The 19,128-nt window shown below is 66.2% G+C and carries 17 protein-coding genes and 1 pseudogene; 6 read left to right on the forward strand and 12 right to left on the reverse strand.

The window, feature by feature from the left end:
* Window positions 1-17: 17 nt before the first annotated feature.
* From AC1RLU_RS09070 to AC1RLU_RS09085, 4 genes and pseudogenes are all read right to left on the reverse strand, one after another.
* The gene (locus AC1RLU_RS09070; RefSeq protein WP_113586089.1) at window positions 18-854 is read right to left on the reverse strand and encodes a CDP-alcohol phosphatidyltransferase family protein; all 837 of its coding nucleotides are present in this window, start codon (window positions 852-854) and stop codon (window positions 18-20) included.
* A 233-nt stretch (window positions 855-1,087) separates the two neighbouring features.
* Window positions 1,088-1,792 (reverse strand): annotated as a pseudogene (locus AC1RLU_RS09075) (phosphatidylserine decarboxylase); the annotation flags it as partial.
* Between the two features lie 156 nt (window positions 1,793-1,948).
* Complete coding sequence (locus tag AC1RLU_RS09080; RefSeq protein ID WP_492795090.1) at window positions 1,949-2,440, reverse strand: hypothetical protein; 492 nt, start codon at window positions 2,438-2,440, stop codon at window positions 1,949-1,951.
* A 191-nt stretch (window positions 2,441-2,631) separates the two neighbouring features.
* On the reverse strand, window positions 2,632-4,542 hold the full coding sequence (locus tag AC1RLU_RS09085) for an ABCB family ABC transporter ATP-binding protein/permease (protein ID WP_492795091.1): 1,911 nt from the start codon (window positions 4,540-4,542) through the stop codon (window positions 2,632-2,634).
* A 177-nt stretch (window positions 4,543-4,719) separates the two neighbouring features.
* Between AC1RLU_RS09085 and AC1RLU_RS09090 the strand changes: the two genes are divergently transcribed.
* Entirely contained in the window at window positions 4,720-5,058 is a 339-nt protein-coding gene (locus AC1RLU_RS09090) for a hypothetical protein (protein ID WP_492795093.1), read from the forward strand.
* Between the two features lie 130 nt (window positions 5,059-5,188).
* On the opposite strand, the gene cimA is transcribed toward AC1RLU_RS09090, so the two are convergent.
* The gene (cimA, locus tag AC1RLU_RS09095) at window positions 5,189-6,787 is read right to left on the reverse strand and encodes a citramalate synthase (protein WP_492795095.1); all 1,599 of its coding nucleotides are present in this window, start codon (window positions 6,785-6,787) and stop codon (window positions 5,189-5,191) included.
* A 103-nt stretch (window positions 6,788-6,890) separates the two neighbouring features.
* Window positions 6,891-8,438, reverse strand: a complete 1,548-nt coding sequence (gene cysS / locus AC1RLU_RS09100; protein ID WP_492795096.1) for a cysteine--tRNA ligase — start codon at window positions 8,436-8,438, stop codon at window positions 6,891-6,893.
* 329 nt (window positions 8,439-8,767) lie between these two features.
* Here cysS and AC1RLU_RS09105 point away from each other — a divergent pair, with 329 nt between their 5' ends.
* The gene (locus AC1RLU_RS09105; RefSeq protein WP_061964262.1) at window positions 8,768-9,094 is read left to right on the forward strand and encodes a hypothetical protein; all 327 of its coding nucleotides are present in this window, start codon (window positions 8,768-8,770) and stop codon (window positions 9,092-9,094) included.
* Between the two features lie 180 nt (window positions 9,095-9,274).
* On the opposite strand, the gene AC1RLU_RS09110 is transcribed toward AC1RLU_RS09105, so the two are convergent.
* From AC1RLU_RS09110 to AC1RLU_RS09125, 4 genes are all read right to left on the reverse strand, one after another.
* Entirely contained in the window at window positions 9,275-9,784 is a 510-nt protein-coding gene (locus AC1RLU_RS09110; RefSeq protein WP_061964264.1) for a CreA family protein, read from the reverse strand.
* Window positions 9,785-9,875: 91 nt separating this feature from the next.
* Window positions 9,876-10,271: a lysozyme inhibitor LprI family protein gene (locus tag AC1RLU_RS09115; RefSeq protein WP_492795098.1), complete on the reverse strand. Its 396-nt coding sequence runs from the start codon at window positions 10,269-10,271 to the stop codon at window positions 9,876-9,878.
* A 23-nt stretch (window positions 10,272-10,294) separates the two neighbouring features.
* Window positions 10,295-10,828, reverse strand: coding sequence for a hypothetical protein (locus AC1RLU_RS09120; protein ID WP_492795100.1), 534 nt, complete (start codon window positions 10,826-10,828; stop codon window positions 10,295-10,297).
* Between the two features lie 93 nt (window positions 10,829-10,921).
* A complete protein-coding gene (locus tag AC1RLU_RS09125) occupies window positions 10,922-11,932 on the reverse strand; it encodes a fumarylacetoacetate hydrolase family protein (RefSeq protein ID WP_492795101.1) in 1,011 nt (336 codons plus the stop codon).
* A 62-nt stretch (window positions 11,933-11,994) separates the two neighbouring features.
* Between AC1RLU_RS09125 and AC1RLU_RS09130 the strand changes: the two genes are divergently transcribed.
* Complete coding sequence (locus AC1RLU_RS09130) at window positions 11,995-13,080, forward strand: TRAP transporter substrate-binding protein (protein ID WP_091855655.1); 1,086 nt, start codon at window positions 11,995-11,997, stop codon at window positions 13,078-13,080.
* Between the two features lie 20 nt (window positions 13,081-13,100).
* Window positions 13,101-13,598, forward strand: a complete 498-nt coding sequence (locus tag AC1RLU_RS09135) for a MarR family winged helix-turn-helix transcriptional regulator (protein WP_061964274.1) — start codon at window positions 13,101-13,103, stop codon at window positions 13,596-13,598.
* 130 nt (window positions 13,599-13,728) lie between these two features.
* Here the strand turns inward: AC1RLU_RS09135 and AC1RLU_RS09140 are convergent, their stop codons facing one another.
* The gene (locus AC1RLU_RS09140) at window positions 13,729-14,679 is read right to left on the reverse strand and encodes a phosphoribosylaminoimidazolesuccinocarboxamide synthase (protein WP_061964276.1); all 951 of its coding nucleotides are present in this window, start codon (window positions 14,677-14,679) and stop codon (window positions 13,729-13,731) included.
* 320 nt (window positions 14,680-14,999) lie between these two features.
* Here AC1RLU_RS09140 and AC1RLU_RS09145 point away from each other — a divergent pair, with 320 nt between their 5' ends.
* Both AC1RLU_RS09145 and AC1RLU_RS09150 read left to right on the forward strand, forming a co-directional pair.
* Complete coding sequence (locus tag AC1RLU_RS09145) at window positions 15,000-16,112, forward strand: DUF2865 domain-containing protein (protein WP_492795103.1); 1,113 nt, start codon at window positions 15,000-15,002, stop codon at window positions 16,110-16,112.
* A 187-nt stretch (window positions 16,113-16,299) separates the two neighbouring features.
* The gene (locus AC1RLU_RS09150) at window positions 16,300-17,622 is read left to right on the forward strand and encodes an MFS transporter (RefSeq protein ID WP_492795105.1); all 1,323 of its coding nucleotides are present in this window, start codon (window positions 16,300-16,302) and stop codon (window positions 17,620-17,622) included.
* A gap of 110 nt (window positions 17,623-17,732) precedes the next feature.
* On the opposite strand, the gene gltX is transcribed toward AC1RLU_RS09150, so the two are convergent.
* Window positions 17,733-19,088, reverse strand: a complete 1,356-nt coding sequence (gltX, locus tag AC1RLU_RS09155) for a glutamate--tRNA ligase (protein ID WP_492795107.1) — start codon at window positions 19,086-19,088, stop codon at window positions 17,733-17,735.
* Window positions 19,089-19,128 lie beyond the last annotated feature (40 nt).

Below are 19,128 nucleotides of genomic sequence, written 5' to 3' on the forward strand. Positions count from 1 at the left end.
GACCTGTATTCAGACGGTCAGGCCTGGCTATCGGAGGCGGTTTCCGCGACCGGCGCCGGCAGGGCATGCGCGCGCTCCAGCTTGCGGTAACGCACCACGCTGACCGGAATCAGCGCGAGATAGGCGATGACGACGACCGTCAGAACCTCGAAGGTGTAGGCGAAGAGCAGGCCTGCAACGATCACGACCGCGACGAAGATCGGCAGCACCTGGGTGCGCGGCACGCGCGTGCCGAGCGTCTTGCCGGCATAGCAGGGAATCCGCGAGATCGTCAGGAAGGCGATGAACAGGATGTAGATGCCGACGAAGAGCGCGCCGTATTCCTGCACGGGCACACCGATGATGTGCAGATAGACCGGCAGCATCGCCGTGATCGCGCCGGCAGGGGCCGGCATGCCGACGAAGAAATCCTTCTGCCAGTCCGGGCGATCGGGATCGTCGATCATCACGTTGAAGCGCGCCAGCCTGAGCGCCATGGCGCAGGCCAGCGTCAGCACGATGATCCAGCCGAAGGATTTCAGGTCGTGCAGGACGAAGATCCACAGGACATAGCCGGTGGCGACGCCGAAATTGACGAAATCGGAGAGCGAATCGAGCTCGGCGCCAAAGCGCGAAGTGCCCTTGAGCAGGCGCGCCAGGCGACCGTCTATGCCGTCCAGCGCCGCTGCGATCAGGATGCAGATCGTCGCCGTCTCCAGCTTGCCCTCGACGATGAGGCGCATCGCGGTCAGGCCGAGGCAGAGCGCCAGCAGCGTGATGACGTTCGGCGCCAGCAGCCGGAAGGGAATCGGCTTGAAGCGGGCACGCTTGGACTCGACGCGCTCGGGCTCGAAGGGAGGAAACAGGTCGCTCATGTCAGCCGGAATACGCGGTTTTTGGGACGCAGGCTAGGCGCCGGCGCGTGTCATCCCGCACGCGCTGCGGCGCGAAGTGCCGCTGCGCAGATGCGGGACCGTCATCAGGAGAGTGAGTTCTTCCCGGCAGCGTTCAGGTGGGGGCGCCCCTTTCGGGGGATGGTCCCGTGTCTGCGCAGCGGCATTCGCATGCCGCAGCGCGCACGGGATGACCCTGCCCTTCGGTCGCGCCCTCAGATGTCGCGGAAGCTGCGCGTGACCAGCTCGTTGCCGCTCATGTCAGCGAGCACGGTCTCGCCGGCGATCGCGGTCTGGCCCTCGCCGACCAGCGGCACGACATGGGTCGGCAGGTAGACGTCGACGCGCGAGCCGAAGCGGATCAGGCCGAAGCGCTCGCCGGTGCCGAGCACATCGCCTTCCTTGACGAAGGGCACGATGCGACGGGCGATCAGGCCGGCGATCTGGACGACGCCGACGATGCCGGATGTGGTCTCGATCGCCAGCGCATTGCGCTCGTTGTCGTCGCTCGCCTTGTCGAGCTCGGCATTGAGGAAGAGGCCGGGCGTATAGGCGATCTTGGCAATGCGGCCGGGCACCGGCGCCCGGTTCACGTGGCAGTCGAAGACGTTCATGAAGATCGAAATGCGCGTCATCGGCTCGGCCGGCAATTCGAGCTCCGGCGGCGGCAGGGCCTGCGCGATCTGGCTGATGCGGCCGTCGGCCGGCGAGATCACCAGTCCTTCGCGTTGTGGCGTGACCCGGACGGGATCGCGGAAGAAGTAGCAGATCCAGATCGTGACGATCGCGCCGATCCAGCCGAAAGGCGACCAGAGATTGGCGAGGATGATCGTCGCCACCAGGCCGATCGCGATGAAGACATAGCCCTCCTTGTGGATGGGCACGATCACCTTGCGGACGGAATCGACGAGGGACATGAGGGAGTTCCGTTGGCTGCCGGCGCCGGGCGCACGGGAATGGCATGGCCGCCGCCGGGGGCCGGCAGCAAGCGTTGCGCTGATTTAGGAGGTTCCGCCGCGAAGGGAAAGCCCCCGGCCGGCGTCGATGGACGGCGCGCGATGTCGCGGCTGCTCCGGTCAAGCCGCCCGGTGCGGCACCTGGACGAAACGCACCGCCACCCTCCAGGTCAGCAGCGCGAAGATGACGAGGACGATCCCCTGGGCAACGGCAAAAGGCGGCTCGGATTGCGTCGGCGCCAGGGCATGCAGGGCCGGGACCTTTCCGAAGAGCTGCGCGATCAGCACGAAGATCAGCAGATAGAAGGAGAGCACGGCCATGATCGCATAGATGCGGCGCCAGCCGCCTTCCAGCCGCCGCCCATAGAGCGCGTAGCCCGCGATCGCGACCAGCACGATATGGATCGCCCCGACAATGTGGGAGGGCAACACGCCATTGAACGGAAAGCCGAAGCCGGTCGCGCTGGTGGCGAAGGCGGTGGAGAGAAAGACTCCCGTCCAGCCCGGCCGCGTGTGTCCATGGAGCAGCCCGGCCGCCACCGGGCATCCGGCAACAATGGCGACCAGGCTCAGCCAGGTGTGGAAACCCACGAATGTGGTCGGATCGAACATGGCAGCCCCCAGCTTCACCCTGCCGGGGCAGCATGCAGGAAAGGGGCCGTGCTTGCGAGCGGTTTCAAACTGGCCAAGCACGTCATTCTCGGGCGGAGCGAAGCGCAGACCCGAGAATCTCCAGCAGAACGAAGTGCTGGAGCCTCCTCCGGCAAGAGATGCTCGGGTCAAGCCCGAGCATGACGCGCATTTTACGACAGCGTCACCCTGACGCTCTCCCCCTCGGCTTCGGTGGCGCGCTGGAGGGTCGCCTTGGCTTCGTCGACCTCGCGCTGGCGGTTCCACATCGCGGCGTAGACGCCGTTCGCAGCCAGAAGGTCGCGGTGATGGCCGCGCTCGACGATCTGGCCCTTGTCGAGCACGATGATCTCGTCGGCATTGACCACCGTGGACAGGCGATGGGCGATGACCAGCGTGGTGCGGCCTTCGCTGACCCGGTCGAGCGCATCCTGGATCTCCTTCTCGGTGAAGGAATCGAGCGCAGAGGTCGCCTCGTCGAGGACGAGCACCGGCGGCCCCTTCAGGATGGTGCGGGCGATGGCGACGCGCTGCTTCTCGCCACCGGAGAGCTTCAGCCCGCGCTCGCCGACCGAGGTGGCATAGCCCTCCGGCAGGGTGCGGATGAAGCGGTCGATCTGGGCGAGACGCGCGGCCTCCGCAACCTCCTCCATCGATGCCTCGGGGCGGCCGTAGAGGATGTTGTACTCGATCGTGTCGTTGAACAGCACCGTATCCTGCGGGACCATGCCGATCGCGGCGCGCAACGAGACCTGCTCTACATCGGCGATCGGCTGGCCGTCGATCAGGATGCGGCCCTTCTGCGGTTCGTAGAAGCGGAAGAGCAGGCGCGAGATCGTCGATTTGCCGGCGCCGGACGGGCCGACGATGGCGATCGTCTGCCCCGGCAGGACCTTGAACGAGACGCCGCGCAGGATCGGCCGCTCCGGCACATAGGCGAAATGCACGTCCTCGAAGGCGACCTCTCCCGCCGAGACCGCGAGCGGCAGGGCGCCGGGCTTGTCCTGGATCTCGGGGTCGCGGCCGATCAGCGAGAACATCTGGGCAATGTCGAGCGTCGCCTGCTTGATCTCGCGATAGACGGTGCCCATGAAATTCAGCGGAATATAGAGCTGGATCAGCATGGCGTTGATCAGGATGAGGTCGCCGACCGTGTTGGTGCCGGCCTGGAAGCCGCGCACCGCCATCACCATCGACAGCGTCAGCCCCACCGCGAAGATCGCGGCCTGGCCGAAATTCAGCCAGGCGAGCGAGGTGTAGGACTTGATCGAGTTGCGCTCGTAGCGCGCCATCGACTGGTCGTAGCGCGCGGTCTCGCGGGCCTCGGCGCCGAAATACTTCACCGTCTCGTAGTTGAGCAGCGAGTCGATCGCCTTGGCATTGGCGTCGGTATCCGACTCGTTCATCGCCAAGCGGATGGCGATGCGCCACTCCGTCGCCTTGATGGTGTAGGTCATGTAGGCCGTGACCATCGCGACCAGCACGGCGACATAGCGCCAGTCGAACAGATACAGCAGCACCGCGATGATCAACGAAACCTCGATGATCACCGGCACGAGCTGATTGAGGCCGAGGCGCACCATTTCCTCGATGCCGTTGCGGCCGCGCTCCAGCACGCGGGTGAGCCCGCCGGTCTTGCGCTCAAGATGGAAGCGCAGCGAGAGATGGTGGAGATGGCCGAAGGTCTGCAAGGCCAGCGTACGCACCGCATGCATGAAGACCGGGGCGAAGATGGCATCGCGCAACTGCACGAAGGCGGCGGCGCCGACCCGGGCGAGACCGTAGAGGATCGTCAGCGCCAGCGGCGCGCCGACCAGCCAGGGCAGCCATTTCTCCAGATTCGAATAGGAACCGGCCAGTGCATCCGTCACCCATTTGAAGGTGAAGGGCACGCCCATCAGCACCAGCCGGCCGGCCACCATCAGCGCAAAGGCCGCGACGACGCGGCCGCGCAGATCGGCGCGCTCCACCGGCCACAGATAGGGCCAGAGCGCACGGAAGGTGGCGAAGAAACCGGACCCGGGCTGGATCACGGCAGAGCGTTGAAAGCTCGACGCCGGGGGCGGCGTTGACGGCGCGGACATTTTCAAACGATTCCAGTTAGAGCGCCCGTATAGACGCAATCGGACGCCATTGCATGGGAATGTCGTTGCGTGGGGAGCATGCGACAGCTCGCCCGAAAGCTGCCTTGCCATCGCCCCATCACGGGTATCTGATCCCGATCAGGGCGCTCGACGCCTGCCATCGGGGAAGGAAACACCATGAAGGCTCAACAGCTTGTCGCCTCCGGGATCGGTATCGCCGCCGCCATCCTCCTCGCCCTGCCCGCCGTGGCACAGGGCTCCCGGCCGCATCCGCAGATCACGATCACCAACCAGCGCGCCGTGCCGCTGAGCACTTTCGCGATCGCCACGCCCGGCGATCAGCCGCGCCTCGTCGCCAAGCTCGCCAAGCCGCTGGCGCCCGGCAAGAGCATCGCGCTCAAGCTCAACAAGCCGCAGGGCTGCTCCTATACGGTGCAGGCGCGGTTCGACGATGAGGCCGAGAGCGACGCCGATATGGACCTGTGCAGGGACCGGGTCATTCGCCTGACGGAGTGAGGCGCGGATCGAGACACACCGCCGTCATGCTCGCCCTTGTGGCGAGCATCCACGCCTTGGACACCGCATTCGATCGATGAAGCGAAGACGTGGATGATCGGAACAAGCCCGACCATGACGACGCAAGGCCTCACGCCGTCGCACCGGCCTTCACCAGCTTGTAGGTGATCGAGTCGACCAGCGCCTGGAACGAGGCGTCGATGATGTTGGCGCTGACGCCGACGGTGGTCCAGCGCTCGCCGGTCTCGTCGCCGGATTCGATCAGCACGCGCGTCACGGCGTCGGTGCCGCCCTGGAAGATGCGAACCTTGTAGTCGACGAGGCGCAAGCCGCCGATCAGCGACTGATAGCGGCCGAGGTCCTTGCGCAAGGCGATGTCGAGCGCATTGACCGGGCCGGCATCGCCCTCCGCCGCCGAGATCAGCACCTCGTCGCCGACCTTCACCTTCACGATCGCCTCGGAGAAGGTGACGAGCTCGCCCAGCGCATTGTGGCGGCGCTCGACATTCACGGCGAAACGCTCGACCGCGAAATAATCCGGGACCTCGCCAAGAATGCGCTTCACCAGCAGGAAGAACGAGGCGTCGGCGCCCTCGAAGGCATAGCCCTGCGCCTCCTTGTCCTTGACCTCCTGCAGCACGCGGTTGAGCCGCGGATCGTCCCGGCCGAGCGTGACGCCGATGCGCTCCAGCTCGGCGACGAGGTTCGACTTGCCGCCCTGATCGGAGATCAGGACCTTGCGGGTGTTGCCGGTCGCCTCCGGCGCGACATGCTCGTAGGTGCGCGGATCCTTCAGCACCGCGGAAGCGTGGATGCCGGCCTTGGTCGCGAAAGCCGAGGCGCCGACGAAGGGCGCATGGCGGTTCGGGGCGCGGTTCAGCATCTCGTCGAGCGCGCGCGAGACATGGGTCAGTTCGCCGAGCTGCTCCTCGTCGACACCGAGTTCGAAGCGGTCGCGATAGCGCTCCTTGAGCTTGAGCGCGCCGATCAGCGTGACGAGATTGGCGTTGCCGCAGCGTTCGCCGAGCCCGTTCAGCGTGCCCTGGATCTGGCGCGCGCCGGCCTCGACGGCGGTGAGCGAGTTGGCGACGGCGCAGCCGCAATCGTCATGGGCGTGGATGCCGAGATTGTCGCCGGGAACGACCTTCGCGACTTCGCGCACGATCGCACCGACCTCATCAGGCAATGTGCCGCCATTGGTGTCGCAGAGCACGACCCAGCGGGCGCCAGCCTCGTAGGCGGCGCGGGCGCAGGCGAGCGCGTAATCGGGATTGGCCTTGTAGCCGTCGAAGAAATGCTCGCAATCGAGCATCACCTCGCGGCCGGCGGCCTTCGCCGCTTCGACGCTCTCGCGGATGCCGGCGAGGTTCTCCTCCAGCGAAATCTCGAGCGCGACATGGACATGATAATCCCAGGCCTTGGCGACGAAGACGATGGCGTCAGCCTTCGCCTCCAGCAGCGCGGCGATGCCGGGGTCGTTCGCGGCCGAGCGCCCTGCCCGCTTGGTCATGCCGAAGGCGGCGAATTTCGCCTGCTTCGTCGCTTTCTGCTCGAAAAAGGCGGTATCGAGCGGATTGGCGCCGGGATAGCCGCCTTCGACATAATCGACGCCGAGCCGGTCGATCAGCGCCGCGACCGCCCGCTTGTCGTCGAGCGAGAAGTCGACGCCCGTGGTCTGGGCGCCGTCGCGCAGCGTCGTGTCGAAGAGATGGACGCGTGCCGCGCTCATCGCTCCCGCCTCAATTTGAAGCGGACGACGCGCGGCACGACCATCGCCAGCATGACCAGCTTGATGGCGAAGGAGAGCGAGCCCGCCGGGCGGATCTTCGGACTCATCGCTTCACCTCCCAGCTGGTCGTGGGCTCGCCGGTGGCGGGGTCCTTGCCATCCTTGAGCGCGATGCCCATCGCGGCGAGCTCGTCGCGGAGACGATCGGACTCGGCGAAGTTCTTCGCGCGGCGGGCGTCGAGACGGGCGGCGATCAGATGCTCAATGCGTGGACGATCCGCAATGGCAAACGACCGTTCATCCAGCACTCCCAACAAATACAGGCTCCATGCCAACCAACGAGCATTTCGCTTCTTGGACTCAACGGTATTGGCCTGCCACCAATCTCCCGCTTGGCCACTCATGAGTGTGAAAGCGAGCGGGGTGTTCAAGTCATCCGCCAACAGGTCAACGATAGCATCCCTAGACCCTGGCTGCTCTTCCGCCCAGAACGGCAGCGTTTGCCAAAAATGCGCGTGCCGCACCTCTTCCGGAAAAGTCTCGACCAAAATCGAGCGCCACTTTTTAATGAGCTCACTCGCCTCATTCAGCCGCATAACCGTCCAGTCGATCGGCTGGCGGTAATGGGTCTTGAGCATCGCGAGGCGCAGCACCTCGCCCGGCCATTTGCGGCCGCCGAAGCCATCCGTTTCCAGCAGTTCGTTGATGGTGACGAAGTTGCCGAGGCTCTTCGACATCTTCTCGCCTTCGACCTGCAGGAAGCCGTTATGCATCCAAATATTGGCCATGCGCGACTGCCCCTCGCCACCGCCAAAGGCGCAGCAGGACTGGGCGATCTCGTTCTCATGATGCGGGAAGACGAGATCGATGCCGCCGCCATGGATGTCGAAGACGTTCTTCTCGGGATCGTCGCAGGTGAGACCGCCGCCGAAAGGGGTCAGCAGCTTCGCCATCGACATGGCCGAGCATTCGATATGCCAGCCGGGACGGCCGGGCGTGGCGATGCCGGCCGGCGACGGCCAGCCGGGATCGATGCCGTCACGGCTCGGCTTCCAGAGCACGAAATCCATCGCGTCGCGCTTGTAGGGCGCGACATCGACGCGGGCGCCGGCCAGCATCTCGTCGAGCGAGCGGCGGGCAAGCGTGCCGTATTTCGGCGCCTTCACGAGATGCGCCACGGCCGGGACGTGGAAGAGCACATGCTCCTCGGCGACATAAGCGACGCCGCGCGCGATCAGGCGCTCGATGATCGCCTTCATCTCCTCGATATGCTCGGTGGCGCGCGGCTCCGTCGTCGGCCGCAGCGTGCCGAGCGCATCGATATCGGCGTGGAACTGCGCCGTCGTCGTCTCAGTGACCCTGGCGATCGCCTCGTTCAGGGGCAAGCCGGGATAGTCGCGCGCCGCGCGGGCGTTGATCTTGTCGTCGACGTCCGTGAGGTTGCGGGCATAGGTGACGTGATCGGCGCCGTAGATGTGACGCAGAAGCCGGTAGAGCACGTCGAAGACGATGACCGGGCGGGCATTGCCGATATGGGCGTAGTCGTAAACCGTCGGGCCGCAGACATACATGCGGACATTCGACGGATCGATCGGCGCGAAGTCCTGCTTCGTGCGCGTCAGCGTGTTGTAGAGCCTCAGGGTCGGCGACATCGGGGCGAAATCCTGGAACGAAACGAACGGCGAAATACGAAAAAGGGCCTGGCCGCTGGCCGGGGCGCTTTTGTCGGTTCGTTTTCAGGACGAGGACGTGAGCAGCCGGCCAGCGAAAGCTAGCGGCAAATAATGCAGAGGCTGTTGATGGCGGCTCGCGTCATGGGAGGAACTGATTGCCTTTCCGCGGGCTTTCCGTCAAGAGGGCGCCCGATTGCTGCGATGCAACATCGCCTCGATATTGCCGCAGTTCATTCAAATTTAACCGGGCGGAACCATCCTCCCGATTCGCGGGCTCTCCGTCCGCGATCCATCAGGAACTTCACCTCATGCGCCGCGCCGTGGCCTTTGTCGGATTGCTCGGGGTCGTCGCCGCCGGCATCTCGCTCTCGATCATGCCGAGCAGCCGCTCAGCCGCCGCAAGCGAGCCGCGCACCTTCCTGATCCCGGCCAGCGACGGCTACGGCGTCGCCGACTGCATCTCCTCCAGGGCCGAATGCGGCCAGATCGTCGCGAACGCCTGGTGCGAATCGCAGGGCTTCGGCAAGGCGGTCACCTTCGGCGTCGCCGCCCGCGAGGATTTCACCGGATCGGTGACGAAGCAGAGCCCGGCGCAACTGGCCGAGCAGCCGCTCAGCATCACCTGCGGCGAGTAAGCAGCCCCGACAGGTCTACAGAGTCCTCATCCTGAGGAGCGCTCCGCCGGAGCGCGTCTCGAAGGATGCTTCAGGAGGCTCTGGAGATAACTGGAGCATCCTTCGAGACGCAGCCTCCGGTTGCTCCTCAGGATGAGGGCTTGCATATCCGAGCGCCGTTTGGCGGCGAGCGCCCGGCCTTCACCGAATCCATTCCGAGCATTTCGGCGGCTCGCCCGAATTGCCCCAGGGCATGATCGGCACGGTCGAGGTCGAGTTCTGCGGCGAGCCGTCGATCAGCTTGTCTGTATAGACGAGATAGACCAACACGTTGCGCTTGGCATCGCAGCCGCGCACGATCTGCATTTTCTTCCAGACCAGCGAACGGCGCTCACGGAAGACGACATCGCCCTGCTCGGCCTTTTCCTTGAATTTGATCGGACCGACCTGACGGCAGGCGAGCGAGACCTCGGAGACCTCCTCGGCAACGCCGAACATGCCGGAGACGCCGCCCTTCTCGGGCACGGTGTAGTGGCAGGCAACGCCCTCGACGATGGGATCGTCGACGCCATAGACCGCGAGCTTGTCGTTCGGCGTCAACATCTTCCAGACGGTCGACTTGCGGAAGATCAGGTCTTCCTGCGCCATCGCCGGGCCGGCGCAGGCGAGACCGAGGAGGAGCATGGCTGGCAGGCGGCGGGACAGGCTCATCGTGAACTCCGGCAGGTCTCGAACGGGGCGGGCTTCGGGCCGACGCGATATGGTAGCGCTCGCGCCGGAATGCCAGCCTCGCAGCGCGCCGTCACTGCTTGAAGAAGGTGCCGTAACCTTCCAGCGCCTTGACGCGCTCGGCGATCACCGCCGCACGGCAGAGCGGGAAGTGCAGCACCTGCCCTTCCCGCCCCCAATCGTCGCTGCGGTAGAACAGGCAGCTCGTCTCCTTGAAGGCGTTCCAGGCGCGCTGCTCGTCGAGCAGGTTCTTTCGCGTCTCGTCCGGCAGCCCGGCGAAGACCCGTTTCCAGGCTCCGTTGAGTCGCCCGTCCTCGCGCTTCAGCAGGTCAGCGCCGCAGGTGGCCCAGGATGTGTTCGTGCCGTCGGACGCGGCGATGCAGCGGTCATGCTCGGCGTCGGCCGCTGCCGGCCGAGCCAGGCAGAGGCACAGGCCGCCCCAGAGCAGAAGCGCAGGCAGTCGTCTCATCACGCATCTCCCTCGAGCGGCCATCAACCCGCCAGCGGCTTGAAGACGAGATAGGCGGCGGCGAGCGCGCCGACGACGCCGAGGGCGAAGAGGACCAGCTTCAGCCGTGTCATGGTGCTGGCGAAGGCGACATTGCCGCCATCGACCTGGGGATAGCGATCGAGCAGCCGCGCCACGGCGAAATTCTCCGCGACATCGCAGAGCCCGCCCAGAAGCCAGCCGCCGCCACAAAGCGCCGCCACCCACCAGGGCTGCCCGCGCAGGCTGAGGCCGGCGATGATCAGCGCGCCGACGATCGCATAGGTGAAGGCGCAGGCGACATCGGCTGGCAGCACGCGGTTGCGGTAACGCGCGCGCTTGTCCTCGCCGTAGAGGGTGAAGAGCTTCTCGACATCGGCGACGCTGTAGCCGTCCCAGTCGCTTTCCAGCATGCGCGGCACGCCCTGACGGTTCGACCAGACACCGACCGCCCAGAACAGCAGCACCACCAGGACCGGCCCCCAGACGAAGAAGGCCAGCGGGATGGCGGTCGAATAGAACGGCACGGTCTCGGTCATGGCGTCTCGGCTCTCGCGTCTGGGATCGGCGCTGCGGTCGCAACGTTATCCGGCCGCCCGGCTGCCGCCAAGCCGTGGCAGCCGGGAACTCGATCAACCGTGGGGCAGGATTTCCTGCTCGATCGCACCGAAGATCGAATGGCCGGAAGCGTCCTTCATCTCGATGCGGACCGTATCGCCGAACCGCAGGAAGGGCGTTTTCGCCTCGCCCTGCCGGATCGTCTCCACCATGCGCTGCTCGGCGATGCAGGCATAGCCGCGCCCGCCCTCGGCGACAGGCCGACCGGGCCCGCCATCGGCGTCGCGATTGGAGACCGTGCCGGCGCCGATGATCGTGCCGGCCGAGAGACGGCGCGTCGCGGCGGCATGGGCGATCAGCGTGCCGAAATCGAAGGTCATGTCGGCGCCGGCATCGGGCTTGCCGAAGAGCGTGCCGTTGACCAGTGCGAGCAGCGGCAGATGCAGCCGGCCGTCGCGCCAGGCCCCGCGCAGCTCATCCGGCGTCACCGTGACCGGAGAATAGGCCGAGGACGGCTTCGACTGAACGAAGCCGAAGCCTTTCGCCAATTCGCCGGGAATCCGATTCCGCAGGCTCACGTCGTTGACGAGCATGATGAGACGGATCGACCCGAGCGCTTCCTCGCGGGTCGCGCCCATCGGCACGTCGCCGGTAACGACCGCGATCTCGGCCTCGAAATCGATGCCGTCCTCCTCGCTGCGGGCCTGCACGGCCTGGCGCGGGCCGAGCGAGGCGTCGCTGCCGCCCTGGTACATCAGCGGATCGGTCCAGAAGCTCTCCGGCATCGTGGCACCCCGCGCCTTCCGGACGAGATCGACATGATTCACATAGGCCGAGCCGTCGAGCCATTGATAGGCGCGCGGCAGGGGCGCGGCGCAGTCATGCTCGTGGAAGCGGAAGGACGGGACAGAGCCGTGCTCGAGCCCCTCGGCGAGATCGGCAAGGCGCGGGGCGTGGCGGCCCCAGTCGTCGAGCGCCGCCTGCAGCGTCGGCACGACCGGAAAGGCATCGGTGGCGCGGGTCAGATCCCTGGAGACGACGACGAGACGGCCGTCACGGCCATGCGCGAGCGAGGCAAGCTTCATGTCTTTTCATTCCTTCCCGGACGCGCCAATAAAGGCATAACCAGCCTTCGGGAGGAAACCATATGGAACGTCGCAGCTTTTTGAAATCGGGGGCACTGGCCGCCGCCGCGACGACGGTCGCGATGCCGGCGATCGCGCAGTCGCAGCCCGAGGTGAAATGGCGGTTGACGTCGAGCTTCCCGAAATCGCTCGACACGATCTTCGGCACGGCCCAGCAATTCTCGAAGCTCGTCTCCGAGGCGACGGACGGCAAGTTCGAGATCCAGGTCTTCGCACCCGGCGAGATCGTACCCGGCCTGCAGGCACTCGACGCGGTCTCGTCCGGCACGGTCGAATGCGCGCATTCGCCGACCTATTTCTACATCGGCAAGGACCCGACGCTGGGCCTCGGCACCGGCATCCCCTTCGGACTCAACGCCCGCCAGCAGCATAGCTGGTGGTTCTTCGGCGGCGGCGAGCAGATCGTGAACGGCGTGCTCGACCGCTTCAACGCCTATGCGATCCCCTGCGGCAATTCCGGCTGCCAGATGGGCGGCTTCTTCCGCAACGAATTGAAGAGCATCGACGACCTCAAGGGCCTGAAGTTCCGCATCGGCGGCATGGGCGGGGCGGTTCTCGCCAAGCTCGGCGTGGTGCCGACCCAGATCGCACCCGGTGACGTCTATCCGGCGCTTGAGCGCGGCGCGATCGATGCGGCCGAGTTCGTCGGCCCCTATGACGACGAGAAGCTCGGCTTCATCCGCGTCGCCAAATACTACTATTATCCCGGCTGGTGGGAGGGCGGCGCGATGCTGCACCTGATCATCGGCAAGGATGCGTGGGCCAAGCTGCCGAAGCACTATCAGGCGATCGTCCAGAACGCCTGCGAAGCCGCCAATAACTGGATGCTCGCCAAATACGACTTCGTGAATCCGGGCGGCCTGCGCCGCCTCGTGGCGCAGGGCGCGCAACTCAAGGCCTTCCCGCTGCCGGTGATGGAAGCGGCGCTGAAGGCGGCCGAAGAATACTATGCCGAAACCAGCGCCAAGAGCCCGGACTTCAAGAAGGGCTACGATTCGATGGTCGCCTTCCGCGGCGAGAACCTGCTCTGGTGGCAGATCGCGGAACTGTCCTACGACTCGTTCATGAACCGGCTGAAGGCACGCTGAGGCGTGGCCGGATCATCGCCATGACAAGGAAACCGTCCGCCCCCCCGGAAGAACAGGCGCTCCACCTGGAGCGCTTCCTGCCCTATCGCCTCAACGTCGTCGGCACGCTCGGCGGACGCGCGCTCGGGCGCATCTATGGCGAACGCTTCGGCATCGGCATCCCGGAATGGCGGGTGGTCGCGCAGCTCGGCGAGTTCGGCAAGCTGACCTCGCGCGACATCGGCGAGCTCGCCCAGATGCACAAGACCAAGGTCTCGCGCGCCGTGGGCGAGCTGGAGAAGCGCGGGCTGGTCTCGCGCGCCGAGAACCGGCAGGATCGGCGCGAATCCTTCGTCGCGCTGACGCCGGCGGGCAAGCGCATCTACGACCAGATCGTGCCATTGGCGCTCGGCTTCGAAGCCCGCTGGATCGACGGCATCGCGCCCGACGAGCTCAAGGTGTTCGAGCGCGTGCTCTCGACGCTGACGGAGCGCGGCCGGCATCTGGCCGGGAATTATCGCGAAGAGGACGGGGCTTAGGGGTCACTGGACCGCAGCCGTCATGCTCGGGCTTGACCCGAGCATCTCATGACGCGGAGGCGCCGGAGCCTCGTCCTGCCTGAGATTCTCGGGTCTGCGCTGCGCTCCGCCCGAGAATGACGAGCCTGACCTAGAAATACTGCGCCAGATTGCGCCGGATGCGCTGCGCCGGGTCCTCGCCCTTCGGCGGATAGGCGAAAGCCGTGCCCGTGATCGCCTCATAGGCCCGGACATAGACCGCCGACGTCTGGTCGATCAGCTCCTGCGGGATCGGCGGCAGGTCCTGCGTATAAGGATCGCAGCGCGCCACGACCCAGTTGCGCACGAAATCCTTGTCGAAGGATTCGGGCTTTCCGCCGGCAGCGAAGCGCTCGGGATAGGTTTCCGCGAACCAGTAGCGGCTCGAATCCGGCGTATGGATCTCGTCGGCCAGCACGATGCGGCCCTCGGCATCGGTGCCGAACTCGTATTTGGTGTCGGCAAGGATCAGCCCGCGCTCGCGGGCGAGCTTCTGGCCGCGGGCGAAAAGCGCCAGCGCATAGGCCGAAACCTCGTCCCATTGCTTCTGCGTCAGCAAACCCTCGCCGACGATCTGCGCGGCCGAGAGCGGCTCGTCATGGCCGCCGTCGAAAGCCTTGCTGGTCGGGGTGATGATCGCCTGCGGCAGCGCCTCGTTGTCGCGCAGACCCTCCGGCAGCGTCATACCGTACATCTCGCGCCGGCCCTGCTTGTACATGGTCAGGATCGAGGTGCCGGTCGTGCCGGCGAGATAGCCGCGCACCACCATCTCGACGGGCAGGATCTCCAGCCGCCGGCCGACCACCACGTTCGGGTCCGGGTATTCCAGCACATGGTTGGGGCAGATATCGGCGGTCTGCTCGAACCAGTAGCGCGCCGTCTGCGTCAGCACCTGGCCCTTCAGCGGAATCGCGGCGATCGCCCGGTCGAAGGCGGAGAGCCGGTCGGTCGAGATCAGGATGCGGCGGTTGTCGGGCAGGTCGTAATTCTCGCGAACCTTGCCGCGATAATAGTTCGGCAGCTCCGGGATGACGGCTTCGTGAAGAGGCAGATAATCGGACATGGGCGGGGCTTGCCTCATTGGCGCTGCACGGAAGGCCGGCGCGGCCGGGCCGCTGCCACAGGTCTTCTAACCAGAACGGAAGTTTTCCACCATCGGCGCGGCGCATGCGTCCCCGGATTGCTGCGCCTGCCTGAATGTGGCATGCGAGGCCCTCGCGATGGAGCGTCCCCGCGGCCTATCAGGCGAGGCTCCGCTCCATAGTTCCGTCGTGTTTGGCGGGTGTTCTAGACCAAAGCTCCCGACAGAGCCGGCCTGCCGGCTCGACCATGGATGACGTGACCCGACCCGCGATGATGCTGCGACTTTCCAGACGCTTCGGCATGGCCCTTCTGATGCTGGCGGCCCTCGGTGGCACCGCTGTGGCGCAGTCGGCGTCCTGCAACGCCTGGCGCGCCGAGCTGGAAAGCCTGCAGGGCCGCAGCGGCGGCGATCCGCGCGCGGCGCAGGCCGCGCGGCGCGTTGGCGCCCAGCTCGCGCAACTGAGCAACCAGTATCGCTCCATGGGCTGCGACCGCGGCTTCAGCTTCTTCGACTCGCCGCCGCCGCAATGCAATTTCATCCGCCAGCAGCTCGGCCAGTTGCAGAACCAGTACGGCGCGCTGCAGAGCCAGGCGGAGGGTGGAGGCATCGAACAACGCCGGGCCCAGCTCGCGTCGGCCATCAACAACAACTGCCGGGCGCAGCCGCGCGGTTTCTTCGACACGATCTTCGGGCGCGATCCCGGCCCCGGCGAAATCGATTCGACCCTGCCCGAACTCGACCCCGAGCAGCCGACCGAGCCGGCCAAGCCGCGCCTGGGCGGCCCGCAGACCGTCTGCGTCCGCACCTGCGACGGCTTCTTCTTCCCGCTCTCGAACAATACCGGCAATGGCGACGAGATGTGCCAGGCGCTCTGCCCGGGCACCGAGACGCTGGCCTATGGCATGAGCACCGGCGGCGACATCCAGAACGCCGCCTCGCGCGCGACCGGTCAGCCCTATTCCTCGCTGGCCAATGCCGGCAAATACACCCGCAGCTTCGATGCCGCCTGCACCTGCCGCGGGCAGGGACAGAGCTGGTCGGCCGCCCTCAAGGATGCCGAATACCTGCTCGACAAGCGCAAGGGCGACGTCATCGTCAGCGAGCAGCGCGCCGCCGAACTGTCGCGCCCGAAGCCCGATCCCAAGCGCAAAGGAGCGGCTGCCCAGGCGGTGGCGCCGGCCCCGGCGCCCGTTCCGGAGATCCCGGACGAGAAGCCGATGCCATCCGAGGATTCGCCGACATCCGGCACCGAATCGGCCGGCGTCGGCCCCGATGCGGTGGGTGAGAAAGTGCTCGACAAGAAGGACGGGCTGAAGAGCGAATCGCGCAGCACGACCGGCGAGCGCCGCGCGGTGCGGATCGTCGCGCCCAATCTCGCTCCCAACCTGAGCCCGCAGGTCGCGCGGCCCTGAAGGCGAAAAGTTCCATGCCAGCGACGCATGGAAGACCACCCCGGAACGGCACGCCGGCTGCTGGACGCATAGCCGAAACCGCCGCATAACAGGGCCATCCAAGCCGCCTCCGGGAGGCCGCCAGACCCGTCCCGCGGCCCTCGCGCCGCGCGCCCGCTTCTGACGCTCCCCAGCTCAGAAGGCCGCCATGTCCGAGACAACTGCGACACCTCCCGCCCATCCCATCGAATTCGGCGATGCCAAACGCCGCCTCAAGGCGATCTTCATCGGCTCGGTCGGCAATCTCGTCGAGTGGTACGATTTCTACGCCTATACGGCCTTCGCGCTCTATTTTGCGCCGGCCTTCTTCCCCTCGCATGATCCGGTGGTGCAGCAGCTCAATGCAGCGACTTTGTTCGCGGCGGGCTTCATCGTGCGGCCGATCGGCGGCTGGCTTTTCGGCCATCTCGCCGATCGCTATGGCCGGCGGCTCTCGCTGATGGTGTCAGTGCTGATGATGTGTTTCGGCTCACTGATCATCGCCTTCACCCCGACCTATGCGACGATCGGCTTCGCGGCACCGGCCCTGCTGGCGCTGGCGCGCATCATCGAAGGCCTGAGCCTCGGCGGCGAATACGGGGCGAGCGCGACCTATCTCACCGAAATCGCCGATCCCGAGCATCGCGGCTTCTATTCGAGCTTCCAGTACGTGACGCTGATCGGCGGCCAGCTCACCGCGATCCTGGTACTGCTGCTGCTCCAGAACGTCTTCCTGACACATGAGCAGCTCGTCGACTGGGGCTGGCGCATTCCCTTCGTCATCGGCGCGGTTCTCGCCGTCACCGCCATGCTGATGCGCCGGCACATGCACGAGACCGAATCCTTCGAGGCCGCCAAGGCGACGATGAAGAAGGAAAGCTCGCTCAAGGGCCTGCTGAAATATCCGCGCGAGGTGGCGATCGTGGTCGGCCTGACAGCCGGCGGCACCGCCGCCTTCTACACCTTCACCACCTATATGCAGACCTTCGTCAAGCAGACGGTCGGCCTCTCCGACATTACCACGACCTATGTCATTGCGGGCTCGCTGATCTTCGCGGCGGTGCTGCAACCGATCTATGGCGCGATCTCCGACCGTATCGGCCGCAAACCACTGCTGATCTTCTTCGGGCTCGCCGGCACGCTATTGACCGTGCCGATCCTGACCACGCTGGCCGGGACGAAATCGGCCTTCGTCGCCTTCCTGCTGCTCTGCGGCGCCTGGCTGTTCACGGCGGGCTACACCTCGATCAACGCGGTGGTGAAGGCGGAGCTGTTCCCGACCGCGATCCGGGCCACCGGTGTTGCCGTGCCTTATGCCGTCACGGTCTCGATCTTCGGCGGCACGGCGCCCGCCATCGCCCTGTTCTTCAAGCAGCAGGGCCATGAGCAGTGGTTCTATTACTACCTCGCCGGCATCATCTTCCTGTCGTTCCTGGTCTATTCGACCATGCGCGACACCAAGCACGCCTCGGCGATGGAGCGGCATGAGTGAGGAAAGAGCCGTCATGCCCGGGCTTGTCCCGGGCATCTCGGAAACCACTGCTCTATCCTGAACGAGATTCTCGGGTCCGCTGCGCGGCCCGAGAATGACGGCGGGAGCGCTCAGGCGCTCTGGTCGGCCAGCCGCTTCAGCGCCTTCTCTCGGCCGATCAGCGGCAGCAGCGCAGCAAGCTCCGGTCCGTGGTCGAGCCCGGTCAGGGCCTGGCGCAGCGGCATGAACAGCGCCTTGCCCTTGGCACCCGTCGCGGCCGAGACGGCTTGCGTCCAGCTCTTCCAGGTCGTGGCATCGAAGGGCTCGGCCGGCAGCAACCCGGCAGCCGTGGCGGCGAAGCCGGCATCGGCGATCACCGGTGTGACCGGTCCCTGCACGACGCGCCACCACTGGGCGGCCTCGTCCAGCTTGGCGAGATTGCCGCGCACGGCCTGCCAGAACGCCTCGTCGACCGGGAGGCAGAGCGCAGCCAACCGCTCCGATACCGCTGCCAGCGGCAACTGATGCAGCGTGCGGGCGCTCAGCGTCTCCAGCTCGTGCTCGTCGAACTTGGCCGGCGCGCGCGAGACATGGGCGAGTTCGACAAGGCCTGCGAGCTCGTCGAGGCTCGCGACCGGGCGCACCGCATCGGAGGTGCCGACCAGCGTCGCGAGCGCCGCCACGGCCAGCGCCTCGACGCCGGTCTCGCGCAGGCCGCGCAGCGAGAGATGCCCGAGGCGCTTCGACAGGCCCTCGCCGCTCGCGGTCGTCAGCAGGTTGACGTGCGCCATCGTAGGCAGCCCGGCTGCGAGGGCCTCGAACATCTGGATATGCATCGCGGTGTTGGTGACATGGTCCTCACCGCGGACGATATGCGTGACGCCGGTCTCGATATCGTCGACCACGGACGGCAGATGGTAGAGATAGCTGCCGTCCTCGCGCACCAGGACCGGGTCCGAAAGCGAGGCGCAGTCGACATGCGAGGCGCCGCGGACCAGATCGTCCCAGGCGACCTCGCGGGCCTCCAGCAGGAAGCGCCAATGAGGTTTACGTCCTTCCGCCGCGAAGGCCGCCTTCTGCTCGTCGGTAAGCTTCAGCGCGGCGCGGTCGTAGATCGGCGGCAGGCCGCGGGCGAGCTGGCGTTTGCGGCGCCGGTCGAGCTCGTCTGCCGTCTCGTAGCAGGGGTAGAGCCGCCCTGCCCCGCGCAGGCGCTCGGCTGCGGCGTCATAGATCGCCAGCCGCTCCGACTGGCGGATCACCTGGTCGGGCACGATGCCGAGCCAGCCCAGGTCCTCGGCGATGGCCTCGGCATATTCCGCCTTCGAGCGGGCGATATCGGTATCGTCGTAGCGCAGCAGGAAGCGGCCGCCATGCCGGCGGGCGAACAGCCAGTTGAACAACGCCGGCCGGGCATTGCCGATATGGAGGTAGCCGGTGGGCGACGGCGCGAAGCGAACCAGAGGCCGAATTGCAGCAGACAGTGTCATGGCCCGGCTTATGGCGTGTTTGCCGGCACGCGACAATCGC

The organism is Allobosea sp. GW822-FHT05A11, from assembly GCF_058800455.1.